The following is a 22,167-nucleotide window of genomic DNA, read 5'->3' on the forward strand; positions in this document are numbered from 1 at the left end:
GTATGATACCAACTTTACTTTATTCCCAATCCATCATACACCACTTGCATGATGGCCGTACGGACGTTGAGGGAGGATAGTTTGTTGTTGTCACGCGTTGGATAAACGCGGTTTGACAAAAATACGTAATTGAGGTTGTACGCAGGGTCGTTCCAAATCATAATACCCGTAAAACCTGTGTGTCCGTAGCTTTGCGGACTGGCGCTTTTGGGCGCGTTGCCGTTGTAAACACGGCTAGGTTTGTCAAAGCCAATTCCTCGGCGCGACTCTGGGAATTGATAGCGCGTAAATTCATTCATTGTTTTTTCAGAAATGAACGATTCGCCGCCGTAGCTGCCTTTTTGGAGAAACAACTGCGTGACTTTCATCAAATCATTGGCATTGCCAAACAAGCCTGCGTGACCACTTACGCCATTCAACATGGCTGCTGCTTCGTCGTGTACGTGCCCGTGAACCAGTGTTTGGCGGAAAAAAGTATCCCGTTCCGTAGGAGCGATTTGGCTTAATTTGTTGAAGCGAAGTGGATTGAAAGTAAGGCTATTAGCCCCGATTTTCCGATAAACGTTCGATTTTAAATACTCTTCAAATTCGATTCCCGTGAGGTTTTTCACTACTTGCGGATAAAGCATAAACGACAAGTCGGAATACACGTACTCTTTTTTCTCGTTGAGGGCTGAGTTTTTGAGCGAAGCAAACAGCTTGTTGTGGTATTTTTTGTGCAACCAAAGGCTGTCCGTAATCTGTACGGTATAAGCGCCGTGGGCTTCTTTACCCCAGCGAAACGTGCGAGGCTTCCATTTGCCATTTGGCTTGCGGCAATCGCGCCAGAAGTTAATAAACGCTTTTAGCCCTGCTTGGTGGGTAAGCACTTGTCGCCAAACCAAGTCGGCTTTGTTCGATTTTTTCAAGAACGGCAGATAGTCTTTCATCGTGCCGTCCAAGTTGAACTTACCTTCGCTGTGCAATTTGGCCAATGCAAGGGTAGAGGCCGCAATTTTGGTAACAGAAGCAAAATCATAGAGCCCCCCAATCCCCAAGGAGGGAGAATTAGTAGCACCCTCGTTGGGGATTAGGGTGCCATAACTTTTTCGATAAAATACTTTGCCGTCTTTGGCCAATTGTACCACCATACTCGGCGCCGCCTTCAACGCGATGGCATTATTGGCAATGGAGTCAATTTTGAAAGAAAGCCACTTGCTATCCAAGCCCACTTCTTCGGGAATGGTGTATTTTAATCGACCAATCGCGGGCGTTTCGATGCCTGCTCCGTACGGAAATTGGGTGTTGACTGATACAGGAAGTTTTCCTTTGGCAGGAATAGCGCCGAATATCAATTGGGCCGACAATTCTTCCGTAAATGGCGTCAGCTGATAGGCCATTACCAAACCTTTGGCTTTGCCAATGTCCTGTAGTTTATTGAGTGCGTAGGCATTCCCAAATACTGTAATGACCGAATTGCCGTTGGCCGCAAGTTCTTTCACCCAAGCTGCGGTGGTGGGCGTAATGCCATAGTTGGTACCTGGGCGAATGTTGTTCAAATGCGCCCCTACCAGTACAATGTCGTAGCTTTTGAGCGCCGCTCGAATGCTACCTTGAAGGCTGTCAGGCGTTTTTGGGTGAATAACGTAATGGTCGATGTTGGCGTAAAGTGACAGCGTTTTTTGGAAGGTGGTCAGTTCGCCCGTAAAAGCCGTTTCGTTGCGCGTACCAAGAGCAATGACCCCATCTTTCGTAACGGTGGTAATGGCGGGTGCGTCGGTCAATGAAATAGAAGCAATACTTACTTTGTCTAAATCTTTGATGGGGAGGACGTTGTCGTTGTTTTTGAGGACGGTCAGTGCATTTTCGGTCAATTGGCGATTGATAAGTTCTGATTGTTTATCGTTGATGTCTTCAATCAGGTTTTGGGTTTTAATGGGGGTAAACTTGTCGAGTCCCACCCATGCTTTTGCGGCCAATACTTTTTTTACCCGTGCGTCAATTTCCGCTTGAGAAATACGTCCTTCGGCCACGGCTTTTTTGATTTCCGCAATGGCCGCAGGGACATTGGGACTAAACTCCAGCACATCCATGCCAGCTTCTAAGCCTTTGGCATCGCCCAAACCATTCGGAAAATACTTCGTAAGCCCTTTCATGTTCATGGCGTCGGAGTAAATCAGGCCGTTGAATTTGAGTTGGTCGCGGAGTAGCCCCGTTACAATGGGTTTTGAAAGCGTTGAAGGTACATTTTTTGCCGTATCTAATACTGGAATGGCCAAGTGTGCCATCATGATTCCGTCGGCTCCTTGTTCAATCAATTTACGGAATGGATATAGCTCCACTGAGTCGAGGCGGGCGCGGGTATGAGGAATGACGGGCAGGTCGTAGTGCGAGTCCACGCCCGTATCGCCGTGACCAGGAAAGTGCTTGAGCGAACTCAAAATGCCTCCGTCTTGCATTCCTTTCATGTAGGCGTAGCTTTTTTCGTAAACTTTCTGCGGGTTTTCGCCAAACGAACGGAAGTTAATGACAGGGTTGTTGGCGTTGTTGTTGACATCGACCGAAGGTGCAAAATTGATGTGTACCCCCAAGCGACGTTTTTGAGCAGCTAGGAGTTTTCCCATTTTATAAATCAGCTCATCGTTGCCCTGAATCGCCCCCATCGTCATTTGGTAGGGAAAACGTACCGAACTGTCGAGGCGCATGGCGAGTCCCCATTCTGAGTCCATGGCGACCAACAATGGTACTTTCGAAATCGACTGATAATAGTTTGTCAACTGTGCTTGCTGAACTGGCCCGCCTTGGAAGAAAATCACGCCGCCTACTTTATAATCTTTAATATATTTGGCTACCACACGCGGGTTGGTAAAAGTCGTATCAATGATTACACGACTTGGATTGTTGGGGTATCCGTGCGCAGCGACCATGATGAGTTGGGCAATGCGCTCGTCGGCGGTAAGGCTGTTAAATACCGAGTCAACCCAACGTTGATTTGGGTTTTTGAGAAAAGGCGGGGTAGTTTGTTGGGCGAAACTGGTTTGAACCAATAAAAAAGCTAGAAAGAATAGGAACAGCAGGCGTTTCATGTGTGAAGTGCGTATTTTTTGGCAAAGGTATAGAAAAGGCCGAAAAAACTGGTGAAATAACCTTGGGACGGGGGAATAAGGAGTAGCTTGGAGAGATAAAAAATGGGCATAAGTTTGATAGTCTCACCAAAATGTAACTAATTCGTTTCTTTAAAACCGTATTACAACCTATTTGGTATTCAATGGCTTTACGTCGTCTTTATCACCGTTATCAGCGCTTCAAGATAAAATTGCTCCATTCATTACACAATTTTTTTGAGCAATTTTCTCTGTACGTAGGGCTTGTAACAGCCGTTGTAATGGCCTATGATCTAGGGTTTCGGCACGTCTCTAAGCCCGTTTTTTTTTCGAGTGTCTATTTGCTTTTTCTGGGCACTTTTACCGTGGCTTTTACCCTGCGTACGTTGCTGTTCCCGAGTAAAAGCAACCTGAGTAATGCGTTGCGACTGCTCTTGATTATCGTGCTGTTGTTTGTTTGTGGTTATAAATTTAACCACCTCAAACATGCCTTTGCCCCCCATTCGTGGATGAACGTGGGCAGCTTGGCCATTTGTGGATTTTTGTTGCTTTTTGATGTTTCGCGTAAAGTGCTTTCGCTTTACTCTCAACGCTTCAATCCTGCACTTTCATTCATCCTTAGCTTCTTATTACTGGCATTGATAGGGGCGGGGTTACTGATGCTGCCTCGGGCTACGGTTCATGGCCTTAGCTTTGTCGATGCGCTCTTTACGTCGGTAAGTGCGGTATGTGTGACGGGCTTATCGACGGTGGATGTCGCCGTAGAATTTACCCGTTTGGGTAAGATTATCTTGCTGATATTGATTCAACTGGGTGGGCTGGGGATGTTGTCATTTACCAGTTTCTTTGGGTATCTTTACCAAGGTGGTTTTTCGATTGAAAATCAGTTGTTTCTAAAAGATATTGCCACTTCCGACCGTATTGGGGACGTCTTTCGGACTTTGTTCAAAATCATCTTTATTACCCTGTTTATTGAACTGGTAGGGGCGTTGTTTATTTATTTGACACTTGATACCACGGATCTTTTTGCCACCAATGGTCAGCGGCTTCGGTTTGCCGTTTTTCACAGCATTTCTGCTTTCTGCAATGCGGGTTTTTCTTCTGTTCCAAATGGCCTTTATAATGAGTATCTGCGTCAAAATATCAGTTTGCATTGGGTGCTCATGGTGCTTGTCATCATGGGAGGAATTGGATTCAGTATTATCAATGACTTTTACCTATACCTTAAACACTACGGCCGACAGCTTTATTTGTGGATACGCTACGGTCTCAAAGTACATCACATGTCTCGGTCGGTCAGTATCAATACCCGTTTGGTAATGGTGATGACCGCCTTGCTGCTTCTGGTCGGTACGCTTGCATTTTGGTGGAGCGAATCCAACGGCGCGTTGGCCAATGAAACCAGTACATTTGGAAAAATTACAATGGCGTTTTTTGCCTCAACCGCACCAAGGTCAGCGGGTTTTACGACCTTTGACATTGGGCAAGTATACCCTGCCACTGTCCTGATTTTCTTGTTGTTGATGTGGATTGGGGCCGCTCCTGGGTCAACGGGAGGAGGGATAAAAGTTACCACTTTTGCGGTGGCATTGCTCAACGTCCTGAGCTTGGCGCAAGGCAAAGACAGGGTAGAGGTAATGAAGCGTCGAATTCCTTCTGAATCTGTCAGAAGGGCGTTTGCTGTTATTACGTTGTCTTTGTTGATTATTGGTCCTGCCATTCTCATTATCACCATTTTAGAGCCCGAAAAACCTTTGATTGGCTTGGCGTTCGAGTGCTTTTCTGCCTTTGGAACGGCAGGAATGAGCCTAAATCTTACGCCATTTTTGGGAGATAGTACCAAGCTGGTATTAGTTGTTCTTATGTTTGTTGGACGGATTGGTACTTTTACTTTGTTTGTGGCTTTTGTGCGACGGGTCAAAGCGCTGAACTATCAGTACCCCAACGAAAACGTTTTCATAAACTAGAAAATCATGAAGTTTTTTGTAGTAGGTCTTGGGAATTTTGGTTCTACCCTCAGCATTCGGCTTACCGACATGGGGCATGAGGTGATTGGAGCCGATATTAGCCTCAATAAAGTCGAATCCCTCAAAAATAGAATCACGCATACCGTTTGTATGGACTGCACAGACGCGACCAACCTCCACACCGTCCCGCTGAAAGAAATGGATGTGGTAGTGGTGGCGATTGGGGAAGACTTTGCGGCTTCGGTACTGATTACGGCGTTGCTGAAACAACAAAATGTAAAAAAACTCATAAGCCGAGCTTTCAACGATGTGCATCGAACGGTGATTGAAGCCTTGGGCGTGGACGAAATTCTTTTTCCCGAAGAAGACGCTGCCGAACGAGTCGCCAATAAGTTAACCTTGCCTTTGGTTGATAACTCTGTGCAGATTTGTGATAATTCGTCGATGATGGAATTGTCGATTCCCCAAAAGTTTTATTACCAAAAATTAGCTGAAACGGAGCTGGCGCAGGCCAAAGAGCTAAAAGTAGTAGCGTACGTGCAGGTTAAAAATGAAAAAAGCCTCTGGGGAAATACCCGAAAAATTAAAAAACTCAACCTAGAGATTGATGCCGAAACGGAACTGCGGCCTGGTGATCGCTTAATTATTATTGGCAATGTGAAGGAGTTGAAGAAAATTTTAAATCGATGATAAAATAATGGTCAAAAATTATAAAAAACACCAGTGGCTATTTTTATAATTACGGTTGCTGTGTACTTTTGTAGTGGTTAGTTTAACCCCTTCCACTTCATCAACACAATATACTAAAATGACTGCAATTTTGGAACGCGTCCTCGTCGATACCGAAGAGGTTCGCGACTCGTTAGGATTACAACGGGTCAACAAATTTCATTTCAATTTACCACCAGCGACGTTGGTCGAACACGCGCTTCTCAACGGCGAAGGCCACCTTACGGACACGGGGGCACTCATGGCCGATACGGGCGAATTTACAGGACGCTCACCGCAAGACCGCTACATTGTCAACGACGAGAAAACATTACACTCGGTTTGGTGGAGCGACATCAATACCCCGTTTGACGCCCTCAAGTTTGATGCTTTGCACAAAAAAATGCTGGACTTTTTGGAGGACAAAACGGTGTACGTTCGTCAAGGTTACGTGTGCGACCACCCCGATTATCGCCTCAATCTGACCGTGGTCAACACCTGGGCGTGGCACAATTTGTTTTGTCATAACATGTTTTTGCGCCCTTCTGAAACAGAATTGAGCCAGTTTGAGTCAGAGTTTACCATTATTAATATCCCCGAATTTAAAGCCGACCCCTTCGTTGACGGAACCCGCAGCGAAAATTTTGCCATTCTAAACCTGACCAAAAATGTGATTTTGATTGGGGGAACGGGCTACGCGGGCGAAATGAAAAAAGGGGTGTTTTCGGTGCTAAACTACAAATTGCCCCACGAACGCGGCACGTTGTCGATGCACTGCTCGGCCAACGTCGGCAAAGAAGGCGATACGGCTGTTTTCTTTGGCTTGTCGGGGACGGGAAAAACCACCTTATCGGCCGACCCCAACCGCTCGTTAATTGGGGACGACGAGCACGGCTGGACGGGCGACACGGTGTTTAATTTTGAAGGAGGGTGTTATGCCAAAGTCATTAACCTGACCCAAGAGCGCGAACCTGAGATTTTTAACGCGATTCGTTTTGGGACGATTGTCGAAAATACCCGCTTTTACGAAGGAACGCGCACCGTTGATTATACCAATAGCTCGGTGACGCAAAATACCCGCACTGCCTACCCCATTGACTACATTCCGAACATCATGCAGCCGTCGAGGGGAGACGCGCCTAAGAACATCTTTTTCTTGACTACAGATTCGTTTGGTGTACTGCCACCGATTTCAAAACTGACGACAGGTCAGGCCATGTATCACTTTATTTCGGGATATACTGCCAAAATAGCAGGCACCGAAATGGGCATCAAAGAACCGCAAGCTACTTTTTCGGCTTGTTTTGGAGCGGCTTTTTTACCGCTTCATCCAACACGTTATGCTGATTTGTTGGGAAAAAAAATTAACCAACACCAAGTAAACGTTTGGCTGATTAACACGGGCTGGACGGGCGGTGGCTATGGCGAAGGTGAGCGGATGAAACTGGCCTATACGCGGGCGATGATAACGGCGGTATTAAAAGGCGATTTGGAAGCGGTAAACTACGTAAAACACCCGATTTTTGGCTTTGAAATGCCCGAAACGTGCCCAAATGTGCCTAGCGAATTGCTTAACCCACGTGCGACTTGGAAAGATGCCGTAGCTTATGACCACGCCGCTTTGCACCTTGCCGATTTGTTCCGTAGTAACTTTGCCAAATACAGTGATTATGCAAGTCCGCAAATCTTAGCGGGTGCGCCGTTGGCCTAACGATTTTCTTCCTCTTTTTTAATCCCCAAAGCCCTCAGAAATCTCGCTGAGGGCTTTTTTGTGGTACGAGAATTGTACTATACATTGCCATAACTTTATACCTGAGAGAAAAAATGTTTGTAAAAGCCATCGAACGCGTTAGTGAGTTTACTCGACCTATTCATATTATCACTCGTTTATACAACCAAGCCGAAATCAGACCTGGTGCTGCGACCTTGTTTTTTATCAATGAAAATGGCGATGCCATCACTTGCAAGCACGTAGCCGACTTGATTGTCAACGTGGGAGCTATCCAGCAGCACTATGCACGTTTTATGGCGGAGTACCGTAAAATTTTACGCGAGCCTCAGCATGACTATTTGCGACAACGATTGGAAGACCAGTTTAATATGAAGTTGGGGACAGTCATTGGGCAAAAATTCGATTTTATCAATTGCTTTGAAAGTCTGTCCCAAATCCACGTTACGTACCACCCAAAATACGATTTAGCACTTTTGCGTTTTGAAGGAACGGGGCAAAAGTTTTTTCAACGTCCTGCCGAATTTGTCGCCGATGGAGCCAGTACGAAGCCTGGAAAGTCATTGTGCCGCTTGGGGTATCCGTTTGCCGAATACACCAACTTTCGCTACAATTCAGATTTAGACGACATTGAGTGGGTTCGTACCCATAACCAAGTAACTCCTTCGTTTCCCATTGATGGAATTGTCACTCGATACATTGCCGATGAGTCAGGAACTCCTTTTGCGATTGAAATGAGTACCCCAGGGTTGGTAGGACAAAGTGGTGGCCCGTTGTTTGATACCGAAGGGACCGTTTACGGAATGCAACAATCGACTCGGCACTTGCACATGGGGTTTGACATGGTCAATCACGACGTTTGGGTAGGGGGAACCCACCGCGCCAAGATTTCTAATCATCCCTTTTTGCACGTAGGCGTTTGCATCAGCGCCGACATCATCAAGGAGTTTCTTCGCCAACACAATGTGAAGTTTTATACAAAAAAAGCCTTTAGGGAAAATTTGAATTAGGAATTAACGAATGAACGAGTTACGAATGAGCGAATGACGAATATACCCTCTTGGCCTACCATTCGTAATTCGCTCATTCGTCATTCTACATCATTTCATTCCATAATTTTCGCGAAGCAAGTACTCAAAAATGCGGCTGGGTAGGAAGCGCTTGAGCCATAACGAGGCGCGCTGGAGGAATGGCCCTGCTACGTAATAAATATTGGGTGACTTTGCGTTGATAATTTTCTCAATCGTTTCGGCAATGTACATTGGTTCGGCGGCTTCGCTTACTTCGGCCTTTACCTTGGCGTTCATATCGTCCACGTAAGCGCGGTAAGGCGAATTGGAAGGGCTGTGCGCCACCAAACGGTTGGCGTTGATGTTGGTGCGGACGTCGCCAGGCAATACGCTACACGCTTCAATACCAAAAGGTTTGAGTTCAATGCTAAGGGTTTCGGTCAGGATTTCTACCGAGGCTTTGCTGGCGCTGTAAATGCCACGGAAAGGCAAGCCCATGCGTCCTGCAATCGAACCTACGTTGATGATAAGCCCACTGCGGCGTTGGCGCATGGCGGGCAACACGGCGCGACAAACCCGCAAAAGTCCCCAAACGTTGGTGTCAAAAACCCGTTGAATCATTTCTTCGGGAACCTCCTCAAGAGCACCAATAATTCCCAAACCTGCATTGTTGATGAGGATGTCGATTTGTTGTTCACGTTGCAAAACGTGGGCGATGGCACTTTGTACCGAGGCGTCGTCGGTGACGTCCATCACAACCGTTTGAAAAGAAACGACCTCGTTGAAGGGTTTGCGACTGGTGCCATACACGCGATGCCCTAGATTCGTTAAGTACTCGGCGGTAGTGCGACCTATCCCCGTCGAAGCTCCAGTAATGAGAATAACTTTAGACATGTATTAACAACCCATCTATTTCTTAATTTGGTTCAGTTCTTCGTGCATTTGATTCACTAAATACCGAAGATGGTCAAGCGAAACGGTAGGCTCGGGCAAAACTGTGCTAAAAAATGCCTTGATTTCCCACACTTCCAGTACATCCTTGATGGGTACCTCAAAGGTAGGAATGTTTACTTTATCTGAACTCAGTAAAAGTGTTCCTTTGATTTTTACTTGGTTATAAACTCGTCGGCAAACGACGCCCAAATTGCGGGCTACCAAGACGTACATTTTCCCATCGGCGATGTCGTACCAATTGCTGATTTGTTGACCCACCAAAAACGAATTGACGTACGAAAAATCGTCGCCCGCTTCAAAGGCACGATAACTGCCGTTGGGCAAAAGTGGAAATTCAAAAGAAGGAAGACGTTTGACGTAATCGTTTTGCGAAAATTTATCAATATACTCCTTCATTTGCGACTGCCGAACGTAGGGAATCGCCTGCGGATTGGGCTTGTCGTACGCACTCGGTGTTTGGACAATGGTAGCCGAACCGCCGTCATAATTGTTGTTGAACGTCGTCGCTGGGGTATAAGTCGGTACAACAGGCGGTGGGGTAACGGGCGCCGAATAACTGGGTGGGCTCGGTGGTTTGGGAGGCTCAATCACAGGCGGTGCTACGGCAGCGGGTGGGCTTACAGGCACAGGCTGTGGACGCGGCTGCGTGGACGTAGGCGGTACATAAAACTGGTCAAAAATGCTCGAAAGTGTCTGTGGCTCTTTTTCTTGAGGCTCCGATACCAACGACGAAACCGCTGGTTTGTCGATGGGAATAAGACTCGGCGTTTCGCGGATTTTCCGAAGGTCTTTTTTTAGCAAATCGTCCACAGAAACATTGAACAACTTCGACATTACCTTCAAAACGTCGATGTTGGGATTGGCGCGTTGTTCCTCGTAAGCGCCCACAGAAGCCCGTTTTATGCCAATTCGGCGGGCAAATTGGTCTTGCGTCATTCCGTGCAATTTCCGCAAGTATTTCATGTTGTCGCTGACAATGCTCATGGCGATTTTGATAAAAATTTTAGTAAAAGTAGATAAATTTCTGTTTTACTAAAAATATGTAACTATCCTGCTGAAAAATTGTATTTTTGTACTTACCCAACGCTGACTTAACCTAACCTTTTTGACCAAAAACCTATGATAGTTCAAGAACCAATAGTCCATGAGGACTGTAAGCGTATTTTTGAAAAACAGCGGCGCAAAGCTGCCTACATTGCTCTTACGGACGCCAATGAGCGGAAAGAAAAGCTCCAAAAGATTCAGGCGTATTTGATGGAACACCAAGCCGAAGTGGAAAAAGTCATGTACGATGACTTCCGAAAACCAGCTTCTGAAGTGCTTTTGGGAGAAGTTTATAGCATTACGTCGGAGATAAAATTTGCCTGCAAAAACCTGAAACGTTGGATGGCCCCGCAGCGGCTTTCGACGCCCATGGGGATGATAGGCACCGTAAGCTACATCAAACACGAACCCAAAGGAAATGTACTCATTATTTCTCCTTGGAACTACCCGCTTTCGTTGGCCATTAAGCCGTTGGTATCGGCCATTGCGGCGGGGAATGTCGCCATCATCAAACCCTCGGAAATGACGCCAAATACCTCGGGATTTATCAAAAAAATGATTGGTGAATTGTTTGATGAAAACGAAGTGGCGGTGGTAGAAGGCGATGCCGCTGTGGCCACGGAGCTGTTGAAACTACCATTTAACCATATCTTTTTTACGGGAGCGCCCTCCATTGGTAAAATAGTGATGCGGGCGGCGGCTGAGCATTTGGCTTCGGTGACGCTGGAGTTGGGAGGAAAATCGCCCAATATCATCGATGAAACAGCAGATATTCAAAAAGCGGCTGAAATGACGGCTTGGAGTAAATGTTTGAACAACGGTCAAACCTGCATTGCGGCTGATTACGTGATGATTCATGAGTCGAAAAAAGACGCGTTTGTCAATGCTTATCGGGACGTAGTCAAAAAGATGTATGCCTCAGATGGCAACAAAGTGGAAGCTTCGGATAGCTACGCCCGCATTGTGAACCAACGCCATTTTCAGCGCATCAAAGGGTATCTGAACGACGCCGTAGAAAAGGGCGCTAAAATTGAAGTGGGTGGGGCGACCATTGCTGACCAAAATTTCATTGAACCAACGCTCCTTACCCACGTCAACGATAGCATGAAAGTGATGCAAGAGGAGATTTTTGGGCCTGTGTTGCCTGTATTGACCTACCGCGACAAAGAGGAGGTGATTGGATACGTTAACAGTAAAGAAAAACCGCTGGCTTTGTACATTCACAGTAACAGTCAACGGAGCATCGATTATTTTCTGAATAATACCACGGCGGGCGATACGGTCATCAACGACATGATGTTGCAGTTTAGCAACGCCGAAGTACCTTTTGGGGGCGTAAACAACAGCGGAATTGGAAAGTCGAATGGTTTTTTCGGGTTTCAAGAAATGAGCAACCTGCGGGGAGTAACCAAACGACAATTTGGAACGATGAAGTTTATTTATCCGCCTTATACCGACAAAGTCAAAAAGCTTATTGAGCTATTCATTAAGTATTTTTAGGGGATTATTTTTTCGGAAAAAGACGTATTTGTTACGCAAAATAAGTGGATGCCCCTTTTCGGGGCATTTTACGTATATATATGCCAATGGTCTCGCTGGGTTTTGGTATTTTTGGAGGTTAAGATAAAACTCCAAAATCGCGAACCGAAATCAATGAAAAAAGTGCTACTGATAGGGCTGGCTGTGCTGTGGAAACTGAGTGTTTTTGCGCAGATAACAGCCTCGTATCAGGGTGATTCGTGGAAAGAAGTACTGCGCAATAAACAAGGAACAGTTACGTCGCTTTGGAATGGCATCGACCCGTTTGTGTTTAAGGCTTCGGATGGGCGGCTGATGGGCGTGGAGTACGAAGTGATGGAAGCATTTGTGCGTTTTACCGAAAAAAAATATGGGGTAAAGTTGGCCGTGAACTGGGTGGAAAACCCCGATTTTCAGCAGATGATTGCGGCCATTAAAAACAGCAAACAAGCAGGGGTTTTTGCGTGGGGGTACATCTCAATCACCGCCGAGCGGGCCAAGTTTCTTCAATTTACCCCGCCCTACATGCCCGACCTCAACGTGCTCGTGACGCACGCCAATCGAGCATTGTACAAATCGCCCGAAGCGTTTTTAGACGGTGCCAAACAGATGCATAGCTTTGCGATGGATAACACCACGATGGCCGAAGACCTGGCCAAACTTCGCTCGCGGATTCCTCAGGTGGCGACAACGTTCAAAAACAATGATTACGAAATTGCCGAGGCCATTTCCCAAGATGAGAAAGCGTTTGGGTATCTGCCATTGTCGATATACATTGTGGCGCTCCAGCGTGGCCTCAAAGTCAAACGCCAGCCCGTTTGGGCGGTAAAACGTCCAGGTTTTGCGGGTATTTATCCTCAAAAAAGTGATTGGAAAGAGCCCGTCGATGCGTACTTTGAAAGTGCTGATTTTCAGCGTGATTTTGAGCAAATTGCCCGTAAGTATTTGGGAGCTCACATGTGGAAATTGGTGTTTCTGAACGTGATGAACGATTCGATGCGAAACCAAAACGATTTGGAGTTATTACAAATTGAGAAAGACTTGTTTGCCGCACGCGTCATCGAAGCCGCTCAGGAGTCGGAGTTTCAGCGTGACCTGCGGAATATTCTTTTGCTCACGGGTGTGTTCGCGTTGGTATTGATGTTTGTTTTTTACCTTCGTTATCGCAGTAAAAAGCACTATTCGGAAGTGTTGAGAACGCAAAACGAGTTGATTATGGCCCAAAAAAGCGAGATAGAGCGTATCAATCGGGATTTACAACTACGGGTGTTACAGTCGCAAACGACCCCTCATTTTGTCTTCAATGCACTGCATACATTTCGGTATTTTGTAAGCCTCAACGAACGAAAAAGTACACTTGCGTACCTGACGGCGCTATCGGAATGTATGAATAATTTGTTGCAGCAATCCGAAACAACCTTTTGTACGGTAGAGGAAGAATGTCAGTTGCTGACGCAGTGCTTGCAATTGGAAAAAATCCGTTATGCCGACAAATTTGGCTTTGAAGTGCAGTATGACCAAGCCGTCAAAGATTGGCAGATTCCGACGTTGTTGATATACCCGTTGATTGAAACTGCCTTGCACCGCGGTATTTTGGTTAGAAAAGACAACGATGGTTTTCTGCAAATTGGCTTTGATTATAAGAATGGGTACATTGTGGGGTGCATTGAAGTAAATGCGCCAACGGGAGAGCCTTTAGTGGGAGTCAGCAATAAATCAGAAACGGACAACGCTTCATTGAGCCTGATGTGGCAACGGATGGAGCTGTACAACGCAGCCCAAGCAGGTACGATTACGGTTTCGACGTCTGTCCCTAACCGTTACGAAATCCGTTATCGTGTTTTAAAATCATAACGTATGTTGAAAGCGCTTTCGGAATCGTTAAATGCCAAGAAAAATGCCCTCTCACAGACCTTGGTCCGTTGGGTTCGTCCCTTATGGCGTTGGGTGTCGAGACAAGGCGTTACCGACGCGCTTTCCGAAGACCGTAGAAACAAAGTGAAACTGACCAACCGCTTGGCGGCAACAGTTAGTTTGATGCTTATTGGGCCGTTGTTCAACTACATTCAAGTACTGGATGTCTTCATTCTGCATTTTTTAGCGATTCTGAGCTATTTGATACCCATTTTTATCAATCGTTTGGGGTGGTACTCGACGGCGCGGTGGTGGTTGGTCATTACGCCCCCTGTGTTCAATTTGATAGGTGCTGGATTGCTAACCGAAGGCCCTGCATCGGCGGCCAAAATTTCGTTTATGGCCATGATTATCCTGCCTATTTTACTTTTTCAAATCACCGAGTGGTTTCAAATGCTGCTTGGGCTTGGGTGGGTATTTCTGACGGTGCTGTCGTTTGACTACGTGACAGACTTAATTCCTCGGTCGGCCTGGATTGCCAACGATGCCCACTACGACAACCCGTACGTAGCACACATGGGTATCATTTGGAGCATGGTTATGCTGACGGTGGCGTTTATTTATCTTCAATTGGTCAATCGTGGCAATCAACAAAAGCTGACAAAAGCGTTGGACGAAACCGACCGTCAGCGGGCAGTGTTGGACGATACCAACGCGTTGCTTCGCCAACAAAACGAGGAAATTGAGCGCCAGCGCTTGGACATTGAGCACATCAACCACGACCTACGTTTGCAGGCATTGAAGGCCCAAATGGATCCGCATTTTTTGTTCAATGCGCTGGGGTCGATTCAGCATTTTATCCTCAAACAAGAGACCAAAGAGTCGCTGAATTATTTAGCAAAATTCTCAAAACTGATTCGTCAGATGCTGGAAAACTCGGTGAACGACCGCGTGGCGCTGGCCGACGAAACACGGGCGTTGTCGTATTATATTGATTTAGAGCGGCTTCGATTTGAAAATAAATTTGAGTACCTCATCGACATTGACGAAACCATTGATGCCGAGCGGACGGAAATTCCACCGATGTTGCTCCAACCCTACATCGAAAACGCCATCTTACACGGGCTTCGTCCGAAAGAAGAGGGTGGAGGGCAGCTTAAAGTGGTTATTCTGAGACAGTTTGATGATTTGTTGTGCGTCATTGAAGACAATGGTATTGGCCGCGAGGCCGCTGCCTACATCAACTCCCACCGCCGTCGCTCGCACATTTCGCGCGGTACTTCCTTTACCGATAGTCGGATTCGCCTCCTCAATGCCAACCGTACCCAGGCCGTTAGTGCCATTACCATCGACTTGGTGGACGAGCAGGGAAACCCCCGAGGCACGCGCGTAGAACTTAAAATTCCGCTCTGATTGCAGTATCATTTGGCCAAAAATGCCTTCTTAGGGTAAATATTAATCTAAGAAAGCATGAAAGTTAAAAGTTTGTTGGCTTCTTTATTGTTCTGTACGTCACTCTCGTACGCCCAATCGGAAGACAATACCCTGACGAAGAAGGAAAAAACCGAAGGATGGAAACTCCTTTGGGACGGAAAAACCAACGCTGGCTGGAAAAGCACAAAAGCTGACGGGTTTCCTGCCACAGGTTGGTCAACGGAAGGTGGTGTGTTGAAAGTCTTGAAAAGTGCCCGAGGAGGCGATATTATTACGACGAATAAGTACAAAAACTTTGTCCTAAAAATAGACTTCAAACTGACGGAAGGGGCCAACAGCGGCATCAAGTACTTCGTAAATTCGTCGGGCATTGGTTGCGAATACCAAGTGTTGGACGACGACAAGCACCCCGATGCCAAAGCAGGCGTGGAGGGCAACCGTACCTTGGGTTCTTTGTACGACTTGATTACGGCCGACCCCAAAAAACCACTTAAAAAGGACGACTTCAACACGGCCATGATTGTTGTGAATAACAACCACGTAGAACACTGGCTCAATGGCGTGAAAATAGTGGAATACGACCGCAACAACCAGATGTGGCGGGCGTTGGTCAACTACAGCAAATACAAAAAATACGCTGATTTTGGCAATGCTACCGAAGCGCCGATTTTACTCCAAGACCACGGAGACGAAGTGTGTTTTAAAAACATTAAGATTTTAGAAAAAAAATAATCGTTACCAAATGACAACGAGAAGGGATTTTATAAAAAAAGCAGGGGTTGCGGGTTCGGGCCTAGCTTTGGGGCAATTGAGCCCAAGCATCATGACAAATCCAGCACGAAAAGGCGAAAAAGTCAAATTGGCTTGTATTGGAATAGGTTTCCGTGGTGGTGAAATCATCAAAGAACTCAACAAAACGGGCTTAGCTGAGATTGTGGCACTTTGCGACATTGACATGGGAGCGAAGCACACGCAAGAGATTGCGGCGATGTTCCCCAATGCCAAACAATTCCAAGATTTTCGTAAGATGTTTGACAGCATGGGAAATCAGATTGAAGCGGTTTCTATCGGAATTCCTGATTTTGCCCACTACGTAGTGGCCGTCCATGCGATGTCGTTGGGAAAACACGTCTATGTTGAAAAACCAATGGCACGGACTTTCCACGAATCGGAATTGTTGATGAAGTTGGCCAAGAAAAACCCAAAAGTGGTGACCCAAATGGGAAACCAAGGGCACTCGGAGGCCAATTATTTCCAGTTTAAAGCATGGAAAGATGCGGGTATCATCAAAGACGTAACCAAAATTACGGCTCACATGAACTCGGCCCGCAGATGGCACGGTTGGGATCCTAAGATTTCAAAATACCCCGAAGCTCAGCCCATTCCGTCAACGTTGGATTGGGATACGTGGCATTTGAACACGATGTACCACGATTTTAACGAAAAATACCACTACGGAAACTGGCGCTGTTGGTACGATTTCGGGATGGGTGCTTTGGGCGACTGGGGCGCACACATCTTGGATACGGCACACCAATTCCTTGATCTTGGGTTGCCTAACGAAGTGACTGCGGTGAAGTTGGACGGACACAACGACTACTTCTTCCCAATGTCATCGACGCTTTTGTTCCGCTTCCCTGAGCGTAAAGGAATGCCAGCCGTGGATATTACGTGGTACGATGGGGTGAATAACCAGCCACCGCTGCCAGATGGATACGGTTTGTCAGAACTTGACCCGAATATTCCAGTGGTAGCAGGGCAGAAAATCAAGGCGGCGACCTTGAACCCAGGCAAGATTATTTATTCAAAAGACCTCATTTTCAAGGGTGGTTCGCACGGAAGTACGTTGAGTATTATTCCGAAAGAAAAAGCGGTGGAAATGCAGTCAAAACTGCCAGTGGTGCCAGCCAGCCCGTCCAACCACTTCAAGAATTTCTTATTGGCCTGCCAAGGAGAAGAAAAAACGCGTTCACCGTTTGAAATCGCAGGGCCGTTGTGTCAGGTATTTGCGTTGGGCGTGATGGCGCAGCGTCTGAATACCAAACTGTTGTTTGACCGTACGACAAAAACCATTACCAATCATTCTTTTGCCAACGCGATGCTCACAGGCATTCCGCCGCGCAAAGGCTGGGAGGATTATTATCGGATTTAAGCGTGGTTCGGGTTGCTCACAACCCGACCTTTATTACCTTCCCGAAAGTTACTACCTTCCCGAAAGTTTTAAACTTTCGGGAAGGTCTAAAAATGAGTGGGTTATAAGTAACCCACAACACACCTATCGTATCTTAGGGCATTTTGTTCGCCCACGTTGTTTGCGCGAAGCGGGTCGAAATTGAAGTTGATTTTTCGTGACCAAATACCCTCCTTTTCCGTTTCGCGTCCTAATTTCTCCTCCTTCTTTCATCGGAATAAAATCCAACGACGGCAAAAACGCAAAGTCATTAATCGGCTGAGGATGAATGTCGAACAGCGGGTCGCCAGGAAAATGGTACGTCTCAAATTCGTAATCAAACAAGAAAATCGTAATAAACCCATCGGGGCTGTACTTGAGGCTGATGTCTTGGGTAGGTTTCAGTTTAAACGCCTGTTGAAAATCGGCGCGGCGGAAAAACTGGTCTTTAAAATGATCGTGGTGAAGTTTGGCGCGATTGTACAGATAAATCGTGTTTGAGGAGTCGTAGGTAATGGCAATGTCGATGTAGTGCTTTGAAAAATCTTTGCGGGTGTCTTTGGCAAACAAAACCCCCATGTTGTTGATGGCATTTTTGCTTAAATACAATTGATAATGCGCAATAGCCGATGACTCCTCGTTGCGGTTTTTGAAGACATTCCCAATGTTGACATTGTACGCCTTTTTGGTAGAATCAATTTCCAAGCCTTTTTCAAAATCTTTGAGCGATAAGTCGGAAAACTTGGCTTCTTCGGCTTGGTCGCGGTTGTGGCGTTCACGCAATGACATATACGACTGGACAATCCCACGGTTGTTGTACAACATCGGCAATTGCTTTTTTCGCAAAAGGCTATCGTAGAGTACCTTCGCGCGGTCGATGTCGTCGATGTTGAGGTACGAAACGCCTAAGCCGTTGCTCGCGTTGATATTGCTCGGGTCGAGGGCGTGGGCTTGGGTGAAGTCGTCGAGGGCCTGCTGGTACTCGTTGCATTTGAGGTAAATATTCCCTCGATTGACGAGCATCCGAACGCTGATTTCGGGGTTGGCCCGAATGGCTCTTTCCAGCCATTTTAGGGAAGTCAAAAAATACCCTTCGATGCGGCAATACTCGCTCATGGCCAAGCACGGAAGCAGTCCTTTGCCCGAAAGTTGCACCGCCGTTTGAACGTCATCTTTTGCCAAGGCTGTTTGGTGAGAATAGAGCCGACAAAATGCCCGTGCGGCAAAAAAATCGGCATGATGTGGGTTTTTGGCATTCAAAATTTCACCCGCTTGCTCAAAGCAGCATACCGCTTCCCCGTAGTTTTGGAGTCGATAATAAATAATGCCTAAACCAAGCCATGCGTGTTTTTGGGTAGAATCTAAATCCAACGCCCGTTCGTACGCTTTTTGCGCCTGACGTTGCCCATTGGTGCCGACGTACGCATTGCCCAAACTTAGCCACGCTTCGGCCGAAAAATCATTGAGCCGACAAGCCGCGTCGTACTCCAATACAGCTTCTTGGTACTTACGTTGCCGATAAAGCGCGTGCCCCAAACCCAGCCTTGCCGCAAAGCGATAATAAGGGTCTTTGGTAGCAAGGTATTCGCGGTAAAGGCCCTCGGCTGTGGTGTATTCGGCCAAGGCCAGCGAGCTATTCCCGCGCTGTACCAAAAAGCGAGGCCCGCTTGGGTGCTTGCCCACGCGCGTGGCAAGCTTGTCGGCTTTTTCGTAGAGGCGTTCGGCTTGTTTGTAGTCGCCAAGTTTAAAATGAACGTTGGCGGCCAATTCGTGAAATTCGGCCGCTTTGGCAAACCCAATTCGTTTGCTCCAATCTTGCGACTGCTGCAAATCGCCCAATTTGTAATGGGCTAATGCGATGTTAAAAATGAGGGTATCACTAGGAGGCGCGTGTTCCCACGTGGCCAAGCCTTGTTGAATATTGCCTTTTTGAGCTTCCCAAACGCCCTTATTGTGCAAATAACGCCGCCCAGCTCCAGTCTGAGTCAGTAGTTGCAGGGCGGTGTCGTATTCTTTCAATACGCCAGTGACAAGCGCGAGATTGTATAATAGGGTGTCGTTGTTGGCTTGGTATTCTTGGGCTTGCAGAAACATCGACTGCGCACTTTGGTATCGCTGATTGTAAGCGTACTGAATGCCACCATTGTTGAGTTGAGGAAACCGCTTGGGGTTTTGAGGACTATTTTTTTTGGGGGGAGCTACCGTAATTTTCTTGGTTGAATGCGCTGACGCCCCCGTATTAGAAGAATCTACCACGCACGCTTGAGACCGTGTGCCAAGTACAAATTCAACTATAAAAAGGAGTAAAGTAAACCTAAAAGTCAGCATCTCCATACCAATCGTCAATGTAACTAACTTAATTTCATTTACACGAACCATGCCATGATTAGCCACTTGAGGGAAAAAAATGAGCAATAAGGTGTCAAAAACAGCTGTTTTGGTCCTTTGGTGTAGAATGTGTAAGTAAAGTTAACGCTAAGTTTTGACTTTAGCGCCTATTTAGCTACATCGACGATGAAAAAAGGGAAAATACTAGGCTTAATACATAATTTCATTTTTTACCCGCAGAAGCGCGCAGAATAATACAAACGCAGATATTCGCTGATAAACGACTTAATGAAGCTATTTTTATCAGCGAATATCTGCGGCTCTTAATCTGCGGGTAAAACTTAAAAAAAGTAGCAAACAATGTACCTAATTCGGCATAATTAAAAATGTCGATTTTCCTTTCTGAGGCAGTGCTTTGTGCGAAAGAATCAATCGACGCACGGGGCGATTGTCCCATTTGGTTTTGAAACTAACGTACTCCATTCCGTCGGTGGAGGGGAGGTCGGTAGATACGTCCCAAAGTTTGTTATCGTATTGAATAACAAAGGTTTGGCCTTTGGGGGTAGTCAATTTGATTTTGCCAAGAGTGGTTAAATCCGTGTCGCAAACCGTCATAAAAATTTGCTGGAGCGAAGTGGGTTTTTGAGCCAACGAAAAATCATCGTTTATTTCGACAACATTTTTTACGCGATTGAGCTTCACCGAGCGATTCCAAGCCAGAATCCCCGCTTCTTTGGCATAGCTAGGCGCAATATCCATCGACAACGTCGCCTCTTTTTCGTTGATGATACTTTTGACGTTATGCGCTTCGTAGGTGCGTCCCGCAAGTTGTCCTAGTCCGTTGACAATGGGCAAATTATGGTATTGCGATTGGGTAAACCAAAGCTCGTACCGCTTCGACGAAAAAGTGCGGGCGGTGTAGTTGCCGCGACCTGCGTCGATGATAACAGGCTCACCGTTGGCATAAAGTAGAAAATCGCCCACGTCGTTGTGGTTGTGGCTTTCGGCATTGTGCCCGCCGTGGGTAGCCAAATACAGACCGTTGGAACTACGGGCCGTTAGTACTTGAATATCGCCGAGCCAAGCGTCTTTGACGGGTTGATACGTCGCTTTGGTGGAAGGTAATTCTTTGATAGTAAGTAAGTTCTGGATGCGACGCATACGGTGAAAGCCGTTGTTAGACACCGCCAAGGGGTATTTTTCAGTTGCCCATAGACCAAATTGCATGAGTTGAGCATCGTTGATTTTTTTGCCAAAACGATACAACATAATGCCGTCGGGCTTGAGTTTGGGGTCGGCATCGGCAAAGTTGACAAAGTAATCGTCCGAAATGTGGGTTTTGAATACGTACGACGCCATTTTTTGAACAAGCGGCTGTTGGTACGCACTTACTTTGTTTTGAGTCGCGGATTCGAGTAATTCCAAACAGTCAAACACACAAGCTCCCGCCGCAAACCAATAACTTGGGCCTTCGTCGCAGCCGCCATCCTCACCGAGGCCGTTGAGGTACAAATCCAAACCGAGCATAGCGGCGTGTAATTGCTCCGCGCGGCGTTTTTCGTCTTTTTCCAACAACAGCGCCGCTGTCATCCAGTTGGACATAATCCACGGATTCCAGTTATTGACGGCATTTTTCTTGCTCATCCAGCCATATCGATCGGGGTTTTGAATCATGGGGACAAACAACCGCCGATTGGTTTCAACGTAAATTCGCTTGCGGATAAGTTTATTGATTTTGTCTAATTTTTCACCCACAAAATAGTCGGCGAAAGAAAGTACGGCTGCGGTCTCGGCCGCAAACAAATCCACGACGGGGTCTTCGACGTTGGGCAGACCTGTACCGCTAATGTGGGCAGGAACACCCCAAAAACTTTCCTCACAAATGGACCAAACGCCGTTGAAAATGGCTTCCGTAAAACGGCCTTTGTCTTCGACGCTTTCGGCCAAAACAAGGTCAATGAGGGCGTTTCGTTTTCCGTACGAAAGTTTACCGTGGCGTTCGCGGTCGCCTGAGCGGACAAAATCCATCGAAACGCTGGCTGGAATGGCTTCAAATTTGTAGTTCAACACGGCTTCTCCCGCTTTGATCACCCGTGCCACCACACTATCGGGAAGCTGGGATTGCCATTCGGCGGCGGTTTTGGGGTAGGGTTTAAATTGTGCTTGGGGGAGGAGCGACTGCTTGACAGCCTCAAGCGAATAGGCCGTACCGAGCAGGTTACGTTGGGTTACTTGGGCGCTGGCGATGGCCGCCCAACCGATTAAAAGGGTGGTGAAAAGGTGTTTCATTGGTCGTTTTATTGTAGCGACGTTGCAACGCAACGTCGCTATTGAAGGGTTTATATCTAACAGATGGCAAGAAACCCCT

The 22,167-nt window shown here is 46.7% G+C and carries 14 protein-coding genes; 9 read left to right on the forward strand and 5 right to left on the reverse strand.

Annotation, left to right across the window (positions count from 1 at the left end; translation table 11 throughout):
• Nucleotides 1-14: 14 nt before the first annotated feature.
• Complete coding sequence (locus AC23N5_RS20435) at nt 15-3,065, reverse strand: serine hydrolase domain-containing protein (protein ID WP_487757034.1); 3,051 nt, start codon at nt 3,063-3,065, stop codon at nt 15-17.
• Nucleotides 3,066-3,247: 182 nt separating this feature from the next.
• On the opposite strand from AC23N5_RS20435, the gene AC23N5_RS20440 reads away from it, so the two are divergent.
• From AC23N5_RS20440 to AC23N5_RS20455, 4 genes are all read left to right on the forward strand, one after another.
• Nucleotides 3,248-5,050, forward strand: a complete 1,803-nt coding sequence (locus tag AC23N5_RS20440; protein ID WP_487757035.1) for a TrkH family potassium uptake protein — start codon at nt 3,248-3,250, stop codon at nt 5,048-5,050.
• A gap of 6 nt (nt 5,051-5,056) precedes the next feature.
• Complete coding sequence (locus AC23N5_RS20445; RefSeq protein WP_183971301.1) at nt 5,057-5,740, forward strand: potassium channel family protein; 684 nt, start codon at nt 5,057-5,059, stop codon at nt 5,738-5,740.
• A 118-nt stretch (nt 5,741-5,858) separates the two neighbouring features.
• Nucleotides 5,859-7,469, forward strand: coding sequence for a phosphoenolpyruvate carboxykinase (ATP) (gene pckA, locus AC23N5_RS20450; protein WP_487757036.1), 1,611 nt, complete (start codon nt 5,859-5,861; stop codon nt 7,467-7,469).
• A gap of 113 nt (nt 7,470-7,582) precedes the next feature.
• Nucleotides 7,583-8,497: a S1 family peptidase gene (locus tag AC23N5_RS20455; protein ID WP_487757037.1), complete on the forward strand. Its 915-nt coding sequence runs from the start codon at nt 7,583-7,585 to the stop codon at nt 8,495-8,497.
• Nucleotides 8,498-8,587: 90 nt separating this feature from the next.
• Here the strand turns inward: AC23N5_RS20455 and AC23N5_RS20460 are convergent, their stop codons facing one another.
• Both AC23N5_RS20460 and AC23N5_RS20465 read right to left on the reverse strand, forming a co-directional pair.
• Entirely contained in the window at nt 8,588-9,391 is an 804-nt protein-coding gene (locus AC23N5_RS20460; protein ID WP_183971305.1) for an SDR family oxidoreductase, read from the reverse strand.
• Between the two features lie 15 nt (nt 9,392-9,406).
• Nucleotides 9,407-10,435 carry a helix-turn-helix domain-containing protein gene (locus AC23N5_RS20465; protein ID WP_487757038.1) on the reverse strand — a complete coding sequence of 343 codons (1,029 nt, stop codon included), beginning with the start codon at nt 10,433-10,435 and terminating at the stop codon, nt 9,407-9,409.
• Nucleotides 10,436-10,570: 135 nt separating this feature from the next.
• Between AC23N5_RS20465 and AC23N5_RS20470 the strand changes: the two genes are divergently transcribed.
• The 5 genes from AC23N5_RS20470 to AC23N5_RS20490 all read left to right on the forward strand — a co-directional run bounded on the left by AC23N5_RS20470 (nt 10,571) and on the right by AC23N5_RS20490 (nt 17,453).
• Nucleotides 10,571-11,995 (forward strand): aldehyde dehydrogenase family protein, encoded by a 1,425-nt coding sequence (locus AC23N5_RS20470; protein WP_487757039.1) that lies wholly within the window; start codon nt 10,571-10,573, stop codon nt 11,993-11,995.
• 153 nt (nt 11,996-12,148) lie between these two features.
• Nucleotides 12,149-13,867, forward strand: coding sequence for a histidine kinase (locus AC23N5_RS20475; RefSeq protein WP_487757040.1), 1,719 nt, complete (start codon nt 12,149-12,151; stop codon nt 13,865-13,867).
• A 3-nt stretch (nt 13,868-13,870) separates the two neighbouring features.
• Nucleotides 13,871-15,280 (forward strand): sensor histidine kinase, encoded by a 1,410-nt coding sequence (locus tag AC23N5_RS20480; protein WP_487757041.1) that lies wholly within the window; start codon nt 13,871-13,873, stop codon nt 15,278-15,280.
• A 57-nt stretch (nt 15,281-15,337) separates the two neighbouring features.
• Nucleotides 15,338-16,033, forward strand: coding sequence for a 3-keto-disaccharide hydrolase (locus AC23N5_RS20485; protein ID WP_487757042.1), 696 nt, complete (start codon nt 15,338-15,340; stop codon nt 16,031-16,033).
• A gap of 10 nt (nt 16,034-16,043) precedes the next feature.
• Entirely contained in the window at nt 16,044-17,453 is a 1,410-nt protein-coding gene (locus AC23N5_RS20490; RefSeq protein ID WP_487757043.1) for a Gfo/Idh/MocA family oxidoreductase, read from the forward strand.
• A 123-nt stretch (nt 17,454-17,576) separates the two neighbouring features.
• On the opposite strand, the gene AC23N5_RS20495 is transcribed toward AC23N5_RS20490, so the two are convergent.
• Both AC23N5_RS20495 and AC23N5_RS20500 read right to left on the reverse strand, forming a co-directional pair.
• The gene (locus tag AC23N5_RS20495) at nt 17,577-19,727 is read right to left on the reverse strand and encodes a tetratricopeptide repeat protein (RefSeq protein ID WP_487757044.1); all 2,151 of its coding nucleotides are present in this window, start codon (nt 19,725-19,727) and stop codon (nt 17,577-17,579) included.
• Nucleotides 19,728-20,165: 438 nt separating this feature from the next.
• Entirely contained in the window at nt 20,166-22,088 is a 1,923-nt protein-coding gene (locus AC23N5_RS20500; RefSeq protein ID WP_487757045.1) for a heparinase II/III domain-containing protein, read from the reverse strand.
• Between the last annotated feature and the right edge of the window lie 79 nt (nt 22,089-22,167).

Source organism: Runella sp. R5_40, assembly GCF_057652295.1.

Coding starts and splice junctions, on each gene's coding strand:
- pckA (WP_487757036.1), top strand. CDS start 5,859: ATGACTGCAATTTTGGAACGCGTCCTCGTCGATACCGAAGAGGTTCGC.
- AC23N5_RS20480 (WP_487757041.1), top strand. CDS start 13,871: ATGTTGAAAGCGCTTTCGGAATCGTTAAATGCCAAGAAAAATGCCCTC.
- AC23N5_RS20490 (WP_487757043.1), top strand. CDS start 16,044: ATGACAACGAGAAGGGATTTTATAAAAAAAGCAGGGGTTGCGGGTTCG.
- AC23N5_RS20465 (WP_487757038.1), bottom strand. CDS start 10,435: ATGAGCATTGTCAGCGACAACATGAAATACTTGCGGAAATTGCACGGA.
- AC23N5_RS20445 (WP_183971301.1), top strand. CDS start 5,057: ATGAAGTTTTTTGTAGTAGGTCTTGGGAATTTTGGTTCTACCCTCAGC.
- AC23N5_RS20500 (WP_487757045.1), bottom strand. CDS start 22,088: ATGAAACACCTTTTCACCACCCTTTTAATCGGTTGGGCGGCCATCGCC.
- AC23N5_RS20485 (WP_487757042.1), top strand. CDS start 15,338: ATGAAAGTTAAAAGTTTGTTGGCTTCTTTATTGTTCTGTACGTCACTC.
- AC23N5_RS20440 (WP_487757035.1), top strand. CDS start 3,248: ATGGCTTTACGTCGTCTTTATCACCGTTATCAGCGCTTCAAGATAAAA.
- AC23N5_RS20435 (WP_487757034.1), bottom strand. CDS start 3,065: ATGAAACGCCTGCTGTTCCTATTCTTTCTAGCTTTTTTATTGGTTCAA.
- AC23N5_RS20455 (WP_487757037.1), top strand. CDS start 7,583: ATGTTTGTAAAAGCCATCGAACGCGTTAGTGAGTTTACTCGACCTATT.
- AC23N5_RS20460 (WP_183971305.1), bottom strand. CDS start 9,391: ATGTCTAAAGTTATTCTCATTACTGGAGCTTCGACGGGGATAGGTCGC.
- AC23N5_RS20475 (WP_487757040.1), top strand. CDS start 12,149: ATGAAAAAAGTGCTACTGATAGGGCTGGCTGTGCTGTGGAAACTGAGT.
- AC23N5_RS20470 (WP_487757039.1), top strand. CDS start 10,571: ATGATAGTTCAAGAACCAATAGTCCATGAGGACTGTAAGCGTATTTTT.